At 43.8% G+C, this 19,411-nt stretch carries 20 protein-coding genes, 1 tRNA gene and 1 pseudogene; 7 read left to right on the top strand and 15 right to left on the bottom strand.

Going from position 1 to position 19,411, the window contains the following annotated elements:
• Position 1: 1 nt before the first annotated feature.
• The 4 genes from HUZ68_RS09065 to HUZ68_RS09050 form a co-directional block, all read right to left on the bottom strand.
• Positions 2–2,014: a phage major capsid family protein gene (locus HUZ68_RS09065; RefSeq protein WP_239594133.1), complete on the bottom strand. Its 2,013-nt coding sequence runs from the start codon at positions 2,012–2,014 to the stop codon at positions 2–4.
• A gap of 45 nt (positions 2,015–2,059) precedes the next feature.
• Positions 2,060–3,571, bottom strand: a complete 1,512-nt coding sequence (locus HUZ68_RS09060) for a phage portal protein (RefSeq protein ID WP_239594130.1) — start codon at positions 3,569–3,571, stop codon at positions 2,060–2,062.
• 10 nt (positions 3,572–3,581) lie between these two features.
• Positions 3,582–4,076 carry a hypothetical protein gene (locus HUZ68_RS09055; protein WP_032192666.1) on the bottom strand — a complete coding sequence of 165 codons (495 nt, stop codon included), beginning with the start codon at positions 4,074–4,076 and terminating at the stop codon, positions 3,582–3,584.
• 72 nt (positions 4,077–4,148) lie between these two features.
• On the bottom strand, positions 4,149–6,053 hold the full coding sequence (locus HUZ68_RS09050; RefSeq protein WP_239594128.1) for a terminase gpA endonuclease subunit: 1,905 nt from the start codon (positions 6,051–6,053) through the stop codon (positions 4,149–4,151).
• 87 nt (positions 6,054–6,140) lie between these two features.
• Here HUZ68_RS09050 and HUZ68_RS09045 point away from each other — a divergent pair, with 87 nt between their 5' ends.
• Positions 6,141–6,746 carry a hypothetical protein gene (locus tag HUZ68_RS09045; protein ID WP_239594126.1) on the top strand — a complete coding sequence of 202 codons (606 nt, stop codon included), beginning with the start codon at positions 6,141–6,143 and terminating at the stop codon, positions 6,744–6,746.
• Between the two features lie 35 nt (positions 6,747–6,781).
• On the top strand, positions 6,782–7,009 hold the full coding sequence (locus HUZ68_RS09040) for a hypothetical protein (RefSeq protein WP_000208371.1): 228 nt from the start codon (positions 6,782–6,784) through the stop codon (positions 7,007–7,009).
• 82 nt (positions 7,010–7,091) lie between these two features.
• Here the strand turns inward: HUZ68_RS09040 and HUZ68_RS09035 are convergent, their stop codons facing one another.
• From HUZ68_RS09035 to HUZ68_RS09025, 3 genes are all read right to left on the bottom strand, one after another.
• Complete coding sequence (locus HUZ68_RS09035; RefSeq protein WP_239594124.1) at positions 7,092–7,907, bottom strand: Rha family transcriptional regulator; 816 nt, start codon at positions 7,905–7,907, stop codon at positions 7,092–7,094.
• 98 nt (positions 7,908–8,005) lie between these two features.
• Positions 8,006–8,152: a hypothetical protein gene (locus HUZ68_RS09030; protein ID WP_001098357.1), complete on the bottom strand. Its 147-nt coding sequence runs from the start codon at positions 8,150–8,152 to the stop codon at positions 8,006–8,008.
• 122 nt (positions 8,153–8,274) lie between these two features.
• Entirely contained in the window at positions 8,275–8,733 is a 459-nt protein-coding gene (locus HUZ68_RS09025; protein WP_239594122.1) for a hypothetical protein, read from the bottom strand.
• Between the two features lie 1,178 nt (positions 8,734–9,911).
• Here HUZ68_RS09025 and HUZ68_RS09020 point away from each other — a divergent pair.
• The 3 genes from HUZ68_RS09020 (at position 9,912) to HUZ68_RS09010 (ending at position 11,477) form a co-directional block, all read left to right on the top strand.
• Positions 9,912–10,094, top strand: coding sequence for a hypothetical protein (locus tag HUZ68_RS09020; RefSeq protein WP_032327557.1), 183 nt, complete (start codon positions 9,912–9,914; stop codon positions 10,092–10,094).
• A 117-nt stretch (positions 10,095–10,211) separates the two neighbouring features.
• A complete protein-coding gene (locus tag HUZ68_RS09015; protein WP_239594119.1) occupies positions 10,212–11,219 on the top strand; it encodes a coiled-coil domain-containing protein in 1,008 nt (335 codons plus the stop codon).
• A gap of 15 nt (positions 11,220–11,234) precedes the next feature.
• Complete coding sequence (locus HUZ68_RS09010; protein WP_032327559.1) at positions 11,235–11,477, top strand: hypothetical protein; 243 nt, start codon at positions 11,235–11,237, stop codon at positions 11,475–11,477.
• A 284-nt stretch (positions 11,478–11,761) separates the two neighbouring features.
• Here HUZ68_RS09010 and HUZ68_RS09005 read toward each other — a convergent pair whose 3' ends face one another.
• Together HUZ68_RS09005 and HUZ68_RS09000 are read right to left on the bottom strand one after the other, a co-directional pair.
• Positions 11,762–12,046, bottom strand: a complete 285-nt coding sequence (locus tag HUZ68_RS09005; protein WP_053919329.1) for a hypothetical protein — start codon at positions 12,044–12,046, stop codon at positions 11,762–11,764.
• A gap of 92 nt (positions 12,047–12,138) precedes the next feature.
• The gene (locus HUZ68_RS09000; RefSeq protein ID WP_000656994.1) at positions 12,139–12,696 is read right to left on the bottom strand and encodes a hypothetical protein; all 558 of its coding nucleotides are present in this window, start codon (positions 12,694–12,696) and stop codon (positions 12,139–12,141) included.
• Positions 12,697–12,992: 296 nt separating this feature from the next.
• On the opposite strand from HUZ68_RS09000, the gene HUZ68_RS08995 reads away from it, so the two are divergent.
• A complete protein-coding gene (locus tag HUZ68_RS08995; protein ID WP_239594117.1) occupies positions 12,993–13,298 on the top strand; it encodes a hypothetical protein in 306 nt (101 codons plus the stop codon).
• An 84-nt stretch (positions 13,299–13,382) separates the two neighbouring features.
• On the opposite strand, the pseudogene ycdX reads toward HUZ68_RS08995, so the two are convergent.
• Positions 13,383–13,787 (bottom strand): annotated as a pseudogene (gene ycdX / locus HUZ68_RS08990) (zinc-binding phosphatase); the annotation flags it as partial.
• 54 nt (positions 13,788–13,841) lie between these two features.
• Positions 13,842–14,780: a glyoxylate/hydroxypyruvate reductase GhrA gene (ghrA, locus tag HUZ68_RS08985; RefSeq protein WP_000351317.1), complete on the bottom strand. Its 939-nt coding sequence runs from the start codon at positions 14,778–14,780 to the stop codon at positions 13,842–13,844.
• A 233-nt stretch (positions 14,781–15,013) separates the two neighbouring features.
• Between ghrA and HUZ68_RS08980 the strand changes: the two genes are divergently transcribed.
• Positions 15,014–15,101 (top strand) — tRNA-Ser (locus tag HUZ68_RS08980).
• A 192-nt stretch (positions 15,102–15,293) separates the two neighbouring features.
• Here the strand turns inward: HUZ68_RS08980 and ycdU are convergent.
• The 4 genes from ycdU to HUZ68_RS08960 are packed head-to-tail and all read right to left on the bottom strand — an operon-like array spanning position 15,294 to position 19,405.
• Positions 15,294–16,280 carry a protein YcdU gene (gene ycdU, locus HUZ68_RS08975; protein ID WP_000611869.1) on the bottom strand — a complete coding sequence of 329 codons (987 nt, stop codon included), beginning with the start codon at positions 16,278–16,280 and terminating at the stop codon, positions 15,294–15,296.
• Complete coding sequence (locus HUZ68_RS08970) at positions 16,277–17,218, bottom strand: ACP S-malonyltransferase (RefSeq protein ID WP_001362169.1); 942 nt, start codon at positions 17,216–17,218, stop codon at positions 16,277–16,279. Before HUZ68_RS08970 ends, ycdU begins: the two co-directional genes overlap by 4 nt.
• Positions 17,219–17,231: 13 nt before the next feature.
• Positions 17,232–18,620 carry a hypothetical protein gene (locus tag HUZ68_RS08965; RefSeq protein WP_000831623.1) on the bottom strand — a complete coding sequence of 463 codons (1,389 nt, stop codon included), beginning with the start codon at positions 18,618–18,620 and terminating at the stop codon, positions 17,232–17,234.
• Entirely contained in the window at positions 18,617–19,405 is a 789-nt protein-coding gene (locus HUZ68_RS08960) for an outer membrane lipoprotein-sorting protein (RefSeq protein WP_033815740.1), read from the bottom strand. Before HUZ68_RS08960 ends, HUZ68_RS08965 begins: the two co-directional genes overlap by 4 nt.
• Positions 19,406–19,411: the final 6 nt, after the last annotated feature.

The raw sequence follows: 19,411 nt of genomic DNA, 5'->3' as shown, positions 1-19,411 counted from the left end.
TTCATTCAGCGGAGATGTGAAGAACTTTCAGGGCTTCCGGCTGAGTAACAACATAATCCAGGTCTACCCAGATTCGCGGAACGATAGCAGACTGTGCACGGTAGGTGGTGTCGTCCATATCCAGTTCCAGACCGCCCCACTCACCGATAGTAATACCGGAGAAGTCACCCAGAACGATGTGATCTGCCGGGATAACACCAGAAGTAACTACATCGTAACCAGCCAGTTTGCCGTTTTCGATGATATAACCGGAAACACCGTTATCTTTCAGGGTAGATTCCAGTTCAGCAGCAGTTGCACCGCTCATCGCAAACTTGATCGCCTGAGCAGGAACGCCAGCGTCCGTAAGCTGAGCAATCTCCTTGAGGAAATCTTTATAAGAGAAAGCAGCTTTCTTAGTAACACGGCTTGCATCAACCAGTTGTTTAACCAGACCAGCAGGACCGCGCTCATTGTCTTTGTCAGACAGAATCAGTTGTTCCAGTTTGATGCGAACAGCCTGGTTGATGTGATCAGTGATCAGGGTAGCGATACCCGGAACGGTTTTAATGCTCTGACGGCTGATCGGGTTGCCACCAGCAAAAGTCTTAGGAGACAGTTTCACGTTTGCAAATTCAGCTTTGCCTTCCGGTGCAGCACCGTTTTCATCAACGAAGCCGAAAGCGTCAACGCTGGATTTAGTCATTTTTGGAATAGCGGTCGGAGCAGTTAAGCCACTGTAAACAGTCACACCCAGACGACCCAGAACGGATTCCGGCATCAGCATTTCGATGTAGGATTCAGTCAGCAGTTTTTCGTCGGTGATAGCAGTCAGGTCAGCTTTGGTGTTACCAGCAGCAGCAGCACGCATAGCAGCAGCAGGAACGAATACAGAGCCACCACGAGCAGCACGACCACGCTGCATAGTTGCAGTAGCAGCCATTGCGGAATATTCAGCTTCGTTAGCGCCGAGCACGTCGCCATCTACCAGGGAGCGGATTACGTTATTAAGATCGAAAGTTTTTTCCATGATTTGTTCCTTATTAATTTGTTCGTTATTACGTTGAGCATTGGTAATGTTATTTAGTGCCTTAGTGCGGAATGCTTCCGGCGTAATTTCTTTATTTGCCAATGCGCGTTTAAATTCTTCATCGTCTTCGTTAATATTTAACTCGCGTGCAATTTCGCGAATTTCCAATTCGTCTTCTTCGGAACGTTCAGCCACTTCTTCGATTTTTTCTTCTTCAATCGGAGCGGCTTCACGTTCTTCTTTTACTTCTTCTTCTTCCCGAACAGTTGAACTATCATCATCAACACTTTCAGGATGTTCAGCGTCTTTTCCGTCTTCGAGATTTTCATTTTCTTCATTCTCTTCAACTTGGCGCTCTTGAGTTTCTTCAACTTCCGATTCTTTATTTTCTTCTACCGGAGTTTCTTCAACCTGAGCGGATTCTTGTTCTTCTTTGATTTCTTCGATTTGTTCTTTAGTCATATCGCGTTTAGCCCCCAAATTAACTGTGATAGTATTTAGAGAGCGATTTAAACCGACCGAATCATCGGCAGGGACCGTCACAAATGAAATTTCAAAAGGCGCCCACTTAGTAACAATCAATTGCCCTTTGGTGTAGTCGATGTGATATTCTTTAATGTCATAACCGACAGAAATTTTTTCCATCGTACCTTCAATGACTTTATTGCGAATATCATTAGCCAAAGTGCCATGCTTAGAGAATTTAACCAGAGCACGGCCTACGTTATCCGCATCGATTCGAGCGTCGCAGACTACACCAATGTGATTATCGAAATTATGATTGAACAGCAACGGAGCGTTATTATTCAGACGAGACAGATCAACCGCTTCCGGTGTATGTACCAGAATTTCATCTAATACCACCATTTCTTGATTTTGCTCATCCCAAAATTGGCGCTGATAAGGCAGTGTACTTGAGAAAGCAATTTCAAATTCGTATTGATCGTTATGCCCTTCGTTAATAACTCCACCGTAACCGTTAAGATCGCGGCGAAATTTAAGCATTTAATCACCTTTAATTAATTGGGGGCATTGCGCCCCCGTTGGTTATTAGGGATCGGCTGGGGAATTTTTTTCTTCACCCTCGCCATTAACGATAATATTTAGTGCGCTCTTTTCGGCTTGAATCTCTGAGAATACTTTTTCAGGATCATCACCACGTTCAAGAATAACAGCAGTACGTGATTTAAGTCCGTTATCAATTAAAGCAATCTCGGCGCTTACGTCTTTAAATGGATCGACGGATTCAAAACGCGGACGAATAATAGTAGTGTTATCGATAATATGTGGAATTGCAGTAATACGAATCGGAACAACACCACGCGCGGAATAATGGCGTAGATATGCTTCGAAAATGGGCGACACCACTGTTTCAATCAATTTGTTTTGCAGTGCTTTAACGCGCGTTCTTTGAAGTAATTCGCCGTAGCGTGCAGCGCTGTAATTTATTTGGCTAGTATCGCCAGTTAAGCCCTGTTTAAACACGCCTAAGCCCATTGATACGCTAGTAAACATCGCATCGTTAAAGGAATTGAAGTCATCACCGCTTTGCGTCGCCTGGATGCTCTTGATCGTTGCCCCTTCCGGTAATTCCTGAATAGTACCAGGTGCAAAATCCTGTACTACTTCCGGCGCTTGATATTGTTCATCCTCTTCACCAGTATCAAAATCGTCACCAGAATCTTTCGGACGTTCGATAAAGCCCATAGAACTAGCCGCAATACGTTTCTGGATAATTGCAGTTTCGCGGAATGCGTCTTGATGTGCGATATCCTTGATCACTGGCAGGAAGTCAGTCACACCACGCAGGGATTCGGCTGTAAGTGGTTGATAATAATGGCATACTTGCGATGCATCTACGCGATAGTTATCACCTGTGTAAGTCTGAGTCAGTAGGTTGATTTTACGAAACCAGTATGCTACTGGCTTCATCGTTTCCACGTCATACTCGATCCCCTGAAATATCGCACGGTCTTTGCTTACTTCACGGTTGAGCGTCCAGTCGCATTTATCAGCAGACAGGATAGAAACATTTAACTCATTGTTTTCTTTGGTTAAAACGATGAAGCACTCACCACCCATAACGCGCTCACGTTCAGCCATTACCAGCAGTTCACGGAAGTTAAAGCGACCGTTACGAGAGAAGCGTTTAGCATTCTGCGCCCACTTCCAGAAAGCATTCTCGATCTGCTTATTCAGTGCGCTATCAAGTTTGCCATTTGATTTAACGATTGATGGCTTCGGATCTAGGCCAGTACCTACCACCATATCGGTGATGTATTGCGTGTAGCGACTGCCAACGGAAGTGTTTAAGGCCAGAGTACGACCCTGATCATAAAGGCGCTTACCGTTTGATTTGAGAGCCTTATTGAAGGTTCCTGTAATGGTGTCTTGTTGAAGTGATCCATCAATACGATCACCAACCAGCCCTAAACTACGAGTCGCCAGAGATTTCTGGAATTTTTCTACTTGTTTGTCGATGAAAATTTTTGGTTGTTGCTGGCGGTGATTAGTTTTAACTGGAGTTTCTACCGCCTTTTTGCGTCGAAAAAGATTAAACATGATTTACCCCTTATCGCGTAAGACGTAATTTGATATTTTTAATCGGGCTAATTCCCTGTTTACGTCGTTCGGCTTGAATTAATTTAGATAACTGCCGTTCATAATCAGTCTTTAATTGCTGGAGAACACCCAATGACTCATAGGCGAAAGTATTCCCTTTCACTGTCATTTGAGATAATGCGGCTTCGTCCCCAGATAAACGGGCGAAAATAACTTGCTCGATTAAGGCGATAGTTTCCCGCAGATAGTCTTTCTTGGTCTGTTTCTGGAATACTGGCAATACAGTTAATTCCTGCATAGAGATTAATTCATCGTCACGAGTAATAACGATGGTCATTTTTCCTTCTGGGAAGTCTAATGTTTTAATCTCGTGATTTTCCGGTGCATCATCGACTTGATAAACGATAGCTTTACTATTTCCTACCTGAATTGTTACACCCTCTTCATTCGCCAGCGTGATTTTTTCACCTTTACGAATTACTAAGGGAATTAGTTCTAAACTCATAATTACCCCTTATTTAATTGTTATTGGATTAACAATATTTAGGAGTAAGCCGCCCCGAAGGACGGCGAGTTATTAGAACGATGTTACCCAGCTACGGCCTCTATTTGGACGTCTGGCGATGTTTTGACGTTGCGGTCGTGTGATTGGCTTAGTTTCTTCTATTTGCTCGTTAGATTGCGATTTAGGAGCTTCTACGGGTTCTTCTGGTTCACGGTTCAAACTATCTTTGATGGCTTCGAGTTTTTCCCATGACATTTTATTGAGTACATGGCGATAACTAGCCACCGCATAGGTTAGGCAGTCCAAGCCCTCGTTGCGTTGCTGACCAACTTTTACCCAACGTGTGGTATTACCCTGCCGTTTCAACTGTTCAGATAGCAATTGCTCGCAGTAGTCATCAGGAACGTCACCAATCTGGAAGACCGTATGAGGATCGCTGTCTCTCAAGTTCCGGTTAATCATTTCACGGATCATCGTCTTAAGGTTGTTTACGCCCAGAATTTTAAGGGTAAAACCGCCCGTTCTTGTGTCTTTTACCGGAAGGATTGGAGCATCAACATTACTTGCGCCCTTAATGGCGCATAGATTTTGCCACCTAGTGCAAAAGCGGTAGATCACTTGCGTAGCTCGTCCGTTTGATGAGTCCACGAAAGCGGATAGCATCGGGATTCGTTGACCGGATCGGGTATAGAATTTTGCTTTCAGGAAGTTGTAAAGCTGGTCATATGCTGGTGATTCGTGGCGTTCGCAGTTCACATCATAGAATGATCGGTGATCAACTACGCATATCCCTTTACGAGAGATACCCAGCAAGGTAGATTCCAGACGGTCTTTTTGCTGGTCAACTCCACCTACCAGAGCCAAAATATCATCAGGAATATTATCTAAGCTAATGTCAGTTTTCAGCGTTTCCAGTTCGTCGGCTGTGCGGTCTTCGTTAAGATCATCGAAGGTTTCACCGAGCACCACATTATAGAACGTTGCCAGTGACATATTCGCGTAGCTATCAGCAAAGTCCACCACACACGCACGGATCGTACTAAACGGAGACATAAGGCGGTTAGCATGAAAACCGATTACGTCCGCGTTTGGTTCGGTGGCGACCCATTCTCCCTGACCAACAGCACGTAGGCGATCACCCTCGGTCCAATCGGTTTCACATTCAGGGCAACGGTAAACGGCTGTATCTGGGTTGGGTAATGATTTACCGTTAATCGTATGCCAATCGAAATATACGTTACTCCATTCCATTACGTGCTTGTGTCCGCAATGCTGGCAAACGACATGATATTTTCTCTTATCCGAGAGTTCCCATTGTTGGTTTATCGCCCCATCACGAGCGGTTGGAGTGGAAGCAATTACGATCCTTGCGTCATCCCCGAAAGTGGTTGCGCGTTGTTCCGCTAGCTGGATCGGGTTCCCTTCGTCTGACTCATCAGCCGCATCAACTTCATCAAGAATAATCAAAGGGAGTGTTTTACCGCGAAGATGTGACGGACTATTCAACGACATGAAATACATAAACGATCCGTTACGAAGCTGAATAATCGATGAGTTGTTAACGGCATTGCGATCTGATTTGTCGGTGATCATCGCCTTTAATTCTGGTGTTGCCTCTAATACTGGCTTCACCTTACCAGCAATCCAGCTATTCAACTCGCGGACATTCGATTGCAATACCCCGATATTAGTAGGGTTACTCGCGATCCGATGGAAAATAATTCCGTTAAGAATCATGGTCTTACCCAACTGCGCCGAACATTTAAACACAATTTTTCTACGGTCTTCGGTGATCGCGTCCATCATTCCACGTTGGAAGGGATGCAATTTAATTAGCGATCCTGCTTTAACACCATCGGTTGCAACGACATTAGCCTCTACCCATTCGCTAGGTTTCATGGTTTTAGGTGGACGAATTGCAGCAGAGATATTTCTGAGAATCTTTTTTAATTTGGCCTTATTAGAAATTAGTTTCATGTAATTACCCTCATTACGAAATATGAAGGTATTTATTAAATTGTTGATTTTCTGATAAATACGGGTATTAAGATTTAAGGAGGGTGTATGCTAATTAATCAGCAACAAAGAGATGAATTAGAATTAGCCTTTTCTTGTTGTACCGACCATGAATATCGTTTGCCAGTTAAGCACCATCACAAGAAGACTGATTACACTACATCCGGTTTTAGTCGCGAAGAAGCGAAAGAGATTTTAATAGAATTTTACCGTGATAATGGCTATAGAGACGTTCACAACTTCTTTAAGAAGCATCGCACATCACATACAGAGTTTCGGAGAGTCCGAGATTGGTTTGATTTTGATATCAAGCGTTATTATCGCATTGATGACGGTCCCATCTATCGGTTGCAGTGGAAGCCGATCCGAGAAGTGTTGAAACAGAAGAGATTGAATCACGCTATTACACGCTATCGTAACGAGGCTTTCAAGAAAGGCTATGGTGATACAAGGGAATTGTTTGTAGAACTCGCTAACGTGCGATACAGCCACTATTACAACGATCCTAAAGGGTTCTTCGAAGTGCTTCGCAAGGTTGATATTAGTCGGGGTACATACTATTCACGGTTGAAGAAGTACGGGATTAAGGCAGAGTTCTTTATGTCGGTTGACGATGGAGAACTTTTTCCGATAAAATGTAAGTCCTCTAAATAAAGGTGAACATTCACTTTAATTTGGAGAAAATGACTATGACTACTAAAGCTACTCGCGGTCGCCCTGCCCGTTTTAACGCTGAACAGATGGCTGATATTGCCTACGCTTATTATACAGCGGATCGTGGTAAGGAAGCGAAAGAACAGATTCTTAGTGAACATGGGATCTCAATCGCCCAATTCTATAAGAATATGAAGAAGTTAGACATTAAATTCTATGTTCAGATCGGTGATGGTCAGATCGTAGAAGCAACAGGTTTTTGATTCTCCTAATGCCACTCTTCGGAGTGGCTTTTTTTATACCTATAGAAAACAAAAAGCCCCTGAAATTCAGGGGCAAAAATTATTACAGTCCGAAGACTTCCAGTGATCCAACATTCTGGCGGAGACGTTCAGCCGCTTTATTTTGAATCAGAATAGTGTTGTTCGGCTTAGGAAGATTAAGAGTTGCTTTTTGTTCTTCTTCCAGAATACCCAATTCAACCAACACAGGAAGAACATCAACAGTAAACTCAAGTTGGTAGTGAGCATTCATGCGGCAGAAAGACAGAGAAGAGTCATTAGCAACATACCCACACGGCTTGTTATTTTCATCGTAGACGCGCTCAATGTAGCCAGCAGTACGCAAGGCCGTCAGTGCTTCTTTAACCTTCGTAGCGCCCTTTTTAGCGCCTAACAGACGGGTCATTGAATGGCTATCTACGGATTTGCGAACATGAAGTTCAATCAGCTTTTTATTTTCGCGAGTTTTCTTTAATGCCAGTTCGATCCAGTCTGTTTCTTCAAAGTCTGCATACGGGTTAACGGCTAAACGTTCCTGACGCAGTTTTTCATTTTCTTCTTTCAGTCGCTTCCATTCCTGAATAACAACCATTCGACGCTTAACATCGTAACCAGTGACAAGAGTCAGAGTAAGTTCTTCGTCAAGGTGATATTCGGTTTGTTCGCGTCCATATTGGTCAAAAAAGATGCGTCCAAATTTGGACTCATCTAATTCAAGAGAAGTAAGCATAGTTTTAATATCACGTTTAACATGCTTATGTTCTTTTCCGGTAAATTCAGCAATCTGACGAGAAGACATGGTCAGCGGTTTGGTGTTATCAACAACCAGAGACACAGAAGCAGTTTTAACAGCAGTATTCATAGTAGTAACAGTATTCATAGTAAAATTCCCCTTAAACGGTTTTGCGATAATGATATTGATCCTCCTAGTTCCGGCATCTCAACCGGAACAATTTTATTTATAAAGAAATTTTTATCTCATTTAGATTCAGCAATCGCGCGATCAATTTCTTCTTGAATGCGACGCTGGCGTTCATGGAAGTCAACCATTGAGAAATTCAGGTTTGGGGTCCACGGTTTGCGGTTCGGGTTTTTACGTCCATCAATTTTCTTAGTAGTGTTCATAATTAACATCCTCTTTACAAATCTAGGTCAAATAGGTTCAAAGTTGTCAAGTGCGATAATCATAAAAAAGTCAGAAAATTTTGTCAATACCCCTTGACAAGACGCCAAAGGGTTGACCTAAATTACAGCATATCTAAGCCTTCATCGTAACCGTAGAAGCCACCGTGAGAAGAGAAACAGATTGGTGTGTAGTCGTCGTCATCTTCGTCTTGTTCATCGTGTTCTGGGGCTTCCTGAGCGGGTTGTTTACCATAATCAGCCATAATCTGGTCAAGATCGGCGATCCCATAGTAAGAGCCTAAATCAACGTCATATTCACGAACATCAAACGGCAGGTCATCACGAACAATAATTGCCGGAATGTTGTTGTATTGTTCACGACCTTCATCAGTAAAGCAGTCTACGATCACCGTAGGGCGACCATTACGTTTAAGAGCATAGAAAGCAGTTGAGAAATTGGAGTCTTCGGAATGACGAATGATGTTATAACCACGATTAGCGAAAACTTCTAGCATATGGAAGTTACCATAGTTTTCAGAGTCCAGACCCAGAAGAATGAAAGGAGTTTTAGTATTGATCATAGTGGAAATCCTCTAAAAGAAAGTGAATCAAAGTAAGTTCACTATTATTTATAACGAGAAATTTTTGTCTAATTTGAAAGGAATTGGTATTCAGTCGGCTTCGCCTCCTTCATAGATTTTGATTAAATCATCATCAAAACGAAGAAGTATCTTTAGAATATAAGAATCTTTCTTTTGGAGAAATTATAATCAGGAAGCAATTTAGCAACCGAAGGTTGCAATCCCGAAGGGATACCAATACCTTTCTAGAAAGTGATTGTTACTCACTTCGTTCGTTTACTAGAATCAGTTATCATCTGGTATTAAATCCCTTTCTAAGAAAATCCTTTCAAAAGTGAGTGAACGCCGTAGGCGTGAACGTGAGCGAAGCGAACTATCCAATCCCTTTCGAATCCTGCTTGCAGGTCTTAGAAGGTGTTGGTGGGCGCTTCGCGCACGGCTACGCCGTATTCTTTTTGCGAGATCTTTCTTGAACGTAGTGAGAGAAAGCGAGCAAAAAGGAGAACGTTAGTTCGAATTTTATATTCTATGGTCTGTTGGGTGAAATGTCTTTCAAGATCATACACTTATGAGATTGAAGTGTAGGGTTAGTGTAGGTGTGTAGGTTTCATAGTGTAGGTTTACTGGCTAGTGTAGTGTAGGCCAATCCCTTTAAAGTGTAGGTGTGTAGTGTAGGGCTTGAAAAATCAAATAGTGTCCCCATATAGATTATAGTGTAGGTTTCAGGTGTGTTGACATGCCGGAAGAAGTAGATTATACTCCAAAATCCATCCTTTGTGATGTTCTGCTTTATACATTGTTATCCTTCTGTTAAATTGTTATATGTTTGTGAAGATTTGGATCTGAGAGAAAATCTTGTAACAAATCTTTACAATTCATAGCTCAATTAATGCTCACTGCTTTAGCAAAAAGTGCTATGCAATTTTCTAACTTGATTGAATAAACATCAATTTGGTTAATTCGTGTTCTTCGCTTTAGCAATTCGTGCTGCGGTTTAACACATTTAACACGCCTGATAACATCTGAATAACATTTTAACATATCTCGTGTATAAATACATTATATAAGAGATAAATGTGAGGGGTTGAAAAATAAAATACAATCCCCATATAAATAATAGTGAGCGGTTAACGCTCTTTTTTAAGAAATCATTATTCCACATTGTAGGAGGATTAGAGATGGCACGACCTGTTAAGTTCACTCGCGAAATCATCTTAGAAATGGCTAAACGCTACTTTGAGTTAACGCCGGGTGTGAGAATTGAAGAGTGGTTTAAAAATGAGGGCATCGATAAATCAACCTTTCATAAACTCTTAAAGAAGTATGACATTAAAGTAAAGATAACCGCAGAAGTTTACTGATACTTTGACTGAGAATTATATGATGGCTTTAAAAATAAAAAAGCCTCCCTTGTTGCAGCAAAGGAGGCTTTTAGCATGAAACATTAAAACTAACACAGAGCATTCAGGAGTATTTATATGAAAAATTCTAAGCGCATTACCTTCAACCTGTTTATTAAATCCAACGGCAAACTGAACATCACTGTCATGGAAGGTAAAGCAAGCAAACAAGACAAATCCTTTGAAGTAGTATCCGGTAAGACTCTGACCGAAATGCGTCAGAATGCTGGCATCAAAGACGGTGCTGAATGGCAGATCACTAACCGTTTCGACAAACGTCACGTTAAACCTACACTGGTAGAAGGTGAATCCGTTTATTGCTTCGCTCGTGCTGTTAAAGCCGATGAAACTTACTATCTCGCTGTTGTTAAAACTGCTTCCGGCTTCCGTGCTGTAATGCATCACAAGAGCAAGCGTAACGAATACGGCGTAGAGACCCAGGAAGTTGCAAAACGCTTCCGTACTGTTGCTACCGAATCCACTGTAAAGGATGTTTCTGGTACTGTTAACACCGCTAAAGGCGGTTCCTTCTACAACCACGCATTACAGGTTACTTCCTCCTTCTTCTGCAAAAAAGAAGCACAGAAAGAAGTTGCTCCGGTAGTAGTTGAAGAAGTTAAAGAAGAAGTTGCAGTGGTTGAATATTCCGAAGTTGAAGCACTGAAAGCACGCATCGCTGAACTGGAAGCTGAAAACGCATCTCTGAAAGCTGAACTGGCAGCACAGGAAACCACTTTCGAAGTAGCAGCGGTTGAAGTTGAAGCAGTTGAAGAAAAATCCATTGATGAAGAACTGGAAGAACTCCTTAACTATCGCTGGGGTGTTGTTGCAGAAGTAGAACAGGAAGAACAGAAAGAAGCTGATCCGGTAGTAGTTCCGGTTGAAGTTGAAGAAGAATCCGCACCAGTTACCAACTTTGAAACACTGCGCAATAACTTTATGGCTAAATTCAAAACCACTTGGGAAGATACCGAAGAAGAACAAGAAGAGATTGAAGTAAACGAAGACGAGATCCGCGAAGCACAGATGGCACTGCATGACGCTATCTATGACACCAACTACAGCGCCTACGCATACGTAGCTTAATAGAGAGGTAATTCTATGATTAATCAAAACAAAGAATTTCTGGGCAATCTGATGTTAGAAATTACCAACATGAAAGAGCGTATGGCAAAGATGGAATCAGAGATTAAATCACTTAAAGCCGATAACGCCGCATTACGAAAGAGTTTAAAACTGATTGATGAGACTAATGCGGTTATGATGGATCATGTATTACCTGAGTGGCGAAATGAAACTAAACCTACACATCATAAGAAACCTACACTTCGAATTGTTGCATAAAAAAAGGGACTCCGAAGAGTCCCTAGTAAGTTTAGGTTAGGTTTGCACAACAAAGATGAGGTTATAATGAAGATAATGCTACATTATCTAGTAAAGCCAGAAAAATAACCGCCCCTTTCGAGGCGGGAGGATTAATACTCAATCTATACTTGTTATGTTTTTATGTTGTATAGTCACTGACTATGAAAAACACTGTACTGAATGTGTTTATGGCTTTTAATCGGGAACTCTCTTTCGAAAGCCCCCTGTTAAAACCACATAAGGAGAAATGGCAGATTACAATATTATTTAGTCTGTTTGAAAACAAACGTTAAAAATTCGATTAAGCAATATACCCAGCATACAGTAAGCAGTAGATGCATAGAAATAGCCGGATGGAAGTTAAAAAGTGTCATACTAACTAGGCCAACAATATAAGAAATTCCTTCGACAATTAACGCAAGGCTAGCAAATGCAACAAACGCACCTAAGAATAATTCGCCTCGTTCTTTCGGTTCGGTTCCGAGTTTATAAGCAGAGATAGCAGCCAGAATAGTAATGATGACAGCATAGGTAATAAAAGTAGCCATAGTTTTATATCCTCTTAAAAGTTAAGCGGGGGATGTTCTCCCCCGTAGACGTTGACCATCAACATCTTTCATACATTTATTTATAACGCGTTTTAAGACACATCAAATTCATCGTCTTCTTCTGGTTCTTGTTCTTCCGGTTCATCCATTAATGCTAATTCTTCTTCCTCGTCTTCTCCCAAATCTGCATTTTCGAACAAGTCCCCTACTTCATTTAAACGACGCTCGATGATCTCCCTTAGCTTATTCTTCAATGTTTTCTGGTCAGTGGCAGATTCGAGAATTTCTAAAGCATCGATCGTACAAATCTGCAAAATAGTCTGCTTCACTTTCCCGCAATATTCCGCTAGTTGCTGTTCTACATAACCGACAGGAATCAGGAGGTTCATTTTTTCCTGATTCTCTCGTTCGGCTGCATCTGCCATTGCTCTTTCTCTGCGGAGACGTTCTTGATCAATCGCTTCTTTGATTGAAGTTTGTTTAAGTGGGTTAATTACGTTCTTTAGCACCCAATCACAACCTTCCTTTGCCGGAACACGCCTCTTATTGGTATTGTAAGGTAGTCCCCTTTCTAACCATCGCTTACCGCCACCATTCAATGTATAGCCATATAAACGGGAAATTTCTGTAAGGGTTAATTCTTCTTTCATTGGTTATCCTCCATTAAATTTGCGTAATTTTATTTATTGGTTTTACGCAAAATCTAAGCGCCTAAATCGCATTCTAACGAAGGGAAAGATCCAGTAATGGTAAGGGCTAGGAAGTGGGTTAATAGTCGCGTAGCGACCGCGCTAGGACTGCACTGATCACGTTTTAAAATCTCACACGCACATCAAAAACCGGGGTGCCGAAAACTCGCTTTATTTCACCCGTGGAACAGTACCTTTTGATTTTGTCAAGTCTTTTTTATAAATAATCGAAAATATTTTTCACGCGAGGGCAAATCATGAAGACTAAAGATATTAAGATTGACTTTGAAACTGTTGATGACGTTCGGGAACATCGTATTTATTCTACTGGCTGCATCTTCCAGCTTACTAACTCCCCTATTGGATTGATTATCTATGTAGCAGAAGATGACGTGTACGCTATATGGGATGGACAGGATGAGTTTAAAGGCGGGAATAGCCATCTGATCAATACTCATGAGGGATTCGATCCGACTCCTGTCTGTATGCTTGCTTATCACGTAACACTGGATGAACTACCGGAAGCAAGCGCGCGTATCCGTAGAATGAAAGACATTAAGTGATGTAAGTGATTGATTCTATAGCCCTGTCCTTGTGATGGGGCTTTTTTATTGGAAAATCGGGTGTTATTGGGGGTTGACTACGTTCGGGTTTCCGGGATGGCTTATTATATGCACATTGCCGCTGGCGATAGTGGCGATCATCGCTTGTGTATTGGTCGCTTTGTCATGTGGTGCAAAAACCGGCTCATGAAAACCGGCAATAATCAGATCCAGCGAGTCAAACATTTTACCGCTGCAATCAATTTCACCATCAACATTTTTAATGTTAGCTTCGATGCCGCGCAGGATCCCTACCCCATCAACCACTCGCGGCCAGATACGCATGTTAATGAAGTGCCAGTGATGCGGCGCATCTTCCATATCCGGGCCATGATCGGTGATCGCAAAAAGTTTAATGCCCTTTTGTTTGGCCTGGGCAATGTAATCACTCAATGTGCTATATGCATGTGTGCTGGCAACGGTATGCATATGAAGGTCGACGGGATACATAACTCTCTCCTGTATTCAATTCCCGCCAAGGATAGCAGGAATCCTGATGCTTTATTAGTAGCCGCGTGCGCGGTCGACTTGACCGCAGACCCTCTCCCCTTTTTCGAGCTGGGCAATAGTGCGAGAAATGTACTCCACAGCTTCAGCGGGACGGGTAATCGCGGCGACATGTGGTGTTATCGTCACGCGTGGATGTTGCCAGAGCGGACTTTCAGGCGGTAAGGGTTCACGATTAAAAACATCCAGCATTGCGCCTTTAACTTTCCCGCTATCCAGCGCCGCGAGCAGGTCATCTTCCACAACATGAACACCACGCGCCAGGTTGAGGAGATACGCGCCATCCGGTAATTTTTCGAGTAATTGTTGATTAATAATGCCGACGGTTTCAGGGGTATTCGGTAACAAATTAATCAATACCCGACATTGGCTCAGAAATGCAGACAGTTCTTCCCGTCCGGCAAAGCTTTGCACGCCAGGCCACGATTTACGGGTTCGACTCCAGCAACGCAGCGGAAAGCGCCAGGTTTGTAGACTCTGAGCAACTTTACTGCCCAGCACGCCTGCGCCCAAAATGCCGATGGTAAAATCTTCCCGATGATATTCAGGCAGCGGTTGCCAATGCGAACTATTTTGCTGGATGCGATAATCGTCAAAACGTCGAAACCAATGCAGCACCTGACTGACAGCATATTCCTGCATTTGCTCGCCCATACCGGTATCTTCCAGGCGAAAAAGTGGAACAGAAGGGTTCAGCATTTCAGGGTGTGCCTGTAGCTTGCTCAAAATAGAATCAACACCGGCCCCGAGTGCGAACACCGCTTTAAGATCGCGCCCTGCCAGCATTTCAACAGGAGGATGCCAGACTAAAGCATAATCAGCAGAGTCATTATCTCCGCTTTTCCATGCTCTGACTCTTGCCTGAGGAATAGCTTTGCGCAGTGCCTCAATCCACCATTGGGTATCGAACGTTGGGTGATAAAAGATGATATCCATACTGACTCCCGAAAAGCGTTGTGCGAAATTTATTCGCACTTATCGTTATGATCTACAAAGACCACCAGCATAACAAATCCGTGGTCGGTGGCAAAAAAAGCAGATTTCGCTTATTAAAACCACATATTGATTGAAGTTTGAATAAACGCGCGATTTTTTAAAAAAGTTTGTTGACCTCAGGTCATGATTTCCCTAAATTAGCGCCCGTTCCAGCAAGACAGGAACGACAATTTGGTGAGGTGTCCGAGTGGCTGAAGGAGCACGCCTGGAAAGTGTGTATACGGCAACGTATCGGGGGTTCGAATCCCCCCCTCACCGCCATATTTAAAGAAGAGCTCGTACGAAAGTACGGGCTTTTTTTTCGTATATTGCACACACCGGGTGCCCCCGCCCACGTCTGCTAGGGCGAGGGGAAATCGTGCACATCAACTGTCTGGTTGCTCAGTCAACAATCAAAATGCGCAAGAGAGTACAGAACATATATGTATTATCTGGTCACTTCCTATCACTTCCTCACTTATTAAAATGCCCCCAACGGAAATACATGTCACATGCCATCATAAAATCGTTATGCCAGAGGAATCGACAATAGAAAAAATAGTAAATTAAGCACGGTACATAGCAGAGTAAAAAATAGGCTTCAAACCAAATCCGCCATTCCACAAGCGTTGCCAATACCGACACCAGCGTAATCCACATCACTTCAATAACCAGCAATATGAATAACCGAAGCCAAAGCGGATTGGCAAAAAAGGTCGACAACGCATTTTCACTGGAGAAAAAGAGATCGATTTCCTGCAAAAAAAGCCTGCCCAAAAAAGCGTACCGCCTGGAGAAGCGCAGAAAAAACAGATTAATCGCCAACACTACGCCACAAAGAATGAGCAATGCAATTATCGATTTAAACGTTAACCACTGCCCCTCTATCACAAAAGAATCACTGTTACGCAACGGGCTGATAGTAAGCAAGTTAACAACCGTTGAGATGCACACCGAAAGCAGCACATAGCGAGTCAGACTTTTATATTTTACTTTTTTCGCCACTGAAATAGCGACCTGCTTGACATAACTGGTGCGGATCATCCGAAACAACAGAAAGATAACCAACGGCCCAAGTAACGAAATCAGGAACAGCGCATATAACGAGGGTAGACGCTGGTATAGCCCCCAACTCATTGCACTCAACATGATTAACGACAGAAATCCTGCCACCAGAGGTTGCGTAAGAAATAATTCTATTTTGTGGTTCTGCTTTTTCTTAAACCACGAAAAATCGATATTCTTCGTGACGCATTTATAAGCCCAGTACGCCTTGAGATCAAAAATAAAATTATACAGCACCAGGGCCAGAATCCCACTAACGACACCAATATCCTCTGATGGAAAAGTAAATCCTGCATTTTTCCAATAAAAACCTATCAGAATAAGTCCAATAGCATAAATGTATATCAGACTTCGTTTATCCTGAAAGCGAATAAAAGTTAAATAATCAGGAATCATTTGAATACCTTCGCATCAGTAAATGCTTTACGACAATGCATAACTCGTTGCTGATCCACACCAGCAAAATCGTTTAACATATTCCCCAAATAGGGCTTATTACTTATTTCAAGGAAGGCTACCGAGGTTGGCATATTCAGAAATGTATCGAGAGATTCAGTCCATTTCACCGTATGAGTTAAGTGTAATGAGAGATTTTCTTTGATAATTGACGGAGCGACCTCGCTTTTTGCTGTTACGTTCATCAGAACCTGATGCTCTGGCGAAGCGATATCCAGTCCGGCAAGATAATCGCGCATTGCCTGAACGCCGTCTTCCATCAAACGCGTGTGCCAGGCACCGCTCACACCGAGTTTAACCGGTTCGTATCCAGCGGCCATCAGCAGCGTGGCAAATTCATTCAACGCAGCCTGCGTTCCCCCAATAACCTGCTGGCGCGGCGTGTTATCACAGCTAATATCCAGCGCAATGCCTGATTCCGTAATCATCGTCTGCAGTTGTTCGCGGTTGATGCCTTTAACCGCCAGCATTGCGCCTTTATTTCTCTGGCTTTCGTCATGCATCAGGCTGGCTCTGAAGTGAATCATGCCAAATAGCGTCTCAAGAGAAATAGCTCCGGCAGCGTAGAGCGCACTGTATTCACCAACGCTGTGTCCGCAGGACCCCACAACCGTTAAATTCTCAAGACGTTCACGGCACAGGGTATAGAGCGTTACATTAATTGCGGTCACCGCCAGTTGTTGTACCGTCGTTTGAATAAGGCGATTCATCGGCCCTTTCTGACACAGGCGACGCAGGTTCAGTCCGGAAATATCGCTGGCACAATCCCAGATATGTTTTGTACTGGCGTTGAGATCCCAAAGATCGCTGCCCATGCCAATAACCGGATTACCCTGACCGGCAAAAAGCAGTACTGTCGGTTGTGAAGCATTATTCATCATCTCTTTATCCTTATAGATAGTATTTAAAGCCCAAATAAAGGCCTAACGTGTCGCCAAAAAGCGCAAATTCAGAATACCGACTTCCCAGCGCGCTATAGCCACCGGCATAGGCTTCAAGCTGGTTACTTATAGCGCTGAGCGGCGTGGAATAATGCAGGCCCAGCAACGTGCTGCCATCAACGAGATTCACCACCAGCGAAGGCTGCAGCGTCGACTCTCCCGCTAGCGGCAGACTGGCCCAGGCGTTCAGATAGTGCTTACCCTGCAGCATCCCCTGATTGGCGGTATTGCTGATTTCTGAAGCCATCAGGTATTTGTAAGAATCAAATGCCTGATCCAGTGGCGCATAACCGGTTGTGGTGTTGAGGAAATCAATTAACTCGCGCTGCTGACGCTGTTCAGCTCGCGAATAACCCTCGCTCTGAAAGTAATACTCAACGCCAAACACGCTGAAACTATCGCTGGTGTACTGCCCCCCCAGGGCCAGCTCCACGCCGCTTTCGTCTTTCGTTTCATAGAGCGAATCCGGAAACTGATATTCCTCGACCTGCGCCGTCTCATGGTGGGAAAGATGCCGCCATTGTTGGGAGCGGTGGTAGGCTGCGTCGACATTCAGCGTCAGCTGCGGGGTGTAGTGATAACTGTCAGACAGCGCGAGTGACGGCGATGGCCCGAGCCGCACATTGACTGTCGGTGTGTGCTCACCAAAGCGATGATCGCTGTAGCTCAGCAGATAGGCTTCGTCGCTGTTTCCCTGCTGATTAGCAGACCAGTTGCCAGACGTCACATAGCGTTTGTCGATGGTGGCTAACTTCGGTATGACGCTCGCCGAAAACGCATAATCGCGTGTGTCCACGCTCATTTTTGCACCCCACGATGACGCCTGATACGCCGATGTCATTTTGGGATCGTGCAAACGCGTCGACTGGAAGCCGGTGTAATAATGCGTTTGCAAATCAGAAGGCGAACGCAAAAAGAACATTCCTGACGGCGCGGCAAATTTGCCTGCTTCAAATTGAACGCTGTCCGAGGCGCTATAGACCAAACTGAGGCGGTTAATTAACGCACGTGTGCGGCTATCATCCGTTTCGAATTTCCCTGCGGGTTTAAGCGCATATTCGTTTATTCCATACAGATTGAGCTTAAGGTCCAGCGTATTGTCGATTATCGAACAACCACTGTTGATGCCAATCCCCGCCTCCTGATAACCGTTGTGACGAGTGTAGGGATTTTTGCCTGCAATCTGCCAGGCCGAAGCCTGTTTATTGACATAAGACACCTGCTCGTAAAGCGTCACATCGCTGTTTTGTGCCACCTCGTCACCTGACAGGCAATCCGCCTGTACCGTCAACGGCAGCGCAACACACAGCAACGAAGAGATCTTCAGCGTGCGTTTCATTTCGCACCTCGCTGAATATACTCTTTGGTGAAATGAAACTCTGGCAGCGATTCCAGACGAACATCGCTGTACTCCATCACTGAATAGTTATTGCCGTGACGAACATCGGTAACGGTTATTTTCATGGGTCGCGTTTTCCCCAGCACCGGCTGGAAATCCTGATACAACACTTCTTTTATTAACTGGTCATCCTGCGAGTAATAGGCTGCCTTCCACGGGCGATTATCACCGTCTTTTTCAACGTAATAGATAACCTTCGGCCAGGTGATATCCGCCGATTTACGCACCAGCGCCAGCTTGTAACACTGCTTTTCAGCACACGGGACTTCCCCCATAAGGGTCGAGTCATAGGCATATTCAAAGTTAGTGACAATGACATCGCCGTTAGAGATTTGCCCAATTAATCTTTGTTGCCGTGAAATAGGCATCGGACGTCGCAGTTCCGGCGTGTAAAACCATAAATCGTACCAGTCGGAAAGCATGACTTTTCCTTTATCTCGCGGCGGATAAATAAAACGCACCAGCGAGCGTGCATCCGCTTTTTCATTACCCTGCGGTTTCATAAAGCGCATGGAAATATCGAGGACCTGTTTATTCTCTGGCTGGGTTGCGCCCGCTTTATATTCCGTTACCGTCAGCGTGTAACGAAACGGTTTATTCGGCGAACGAATTTCGTCAGCGCGACGAATTATCTCCAGCGCCTTATCATCTGTGCTCGCCGCCTGAACGCACGACGTAGCGAGCCACAGGCAAGCAAACCACTTGCCGTAAAAAGCCATATTCATAATCAG

Source organism: Shigella dysenteriae, assembly GCF_022354085.1.
Taxonomy (GTDB): domain Bacteria; phylum Pseudomonadota; class Gammaproteobacteria; order Enterobacterales; family Enterobacteriaceae; genus Escherichia; species Escherichia coli.
The sequence above is the reverse complement of the archived record's forward strand: the minus strand, read 5'-3'. Positions and strand labels throughout refer to the sequence as shown.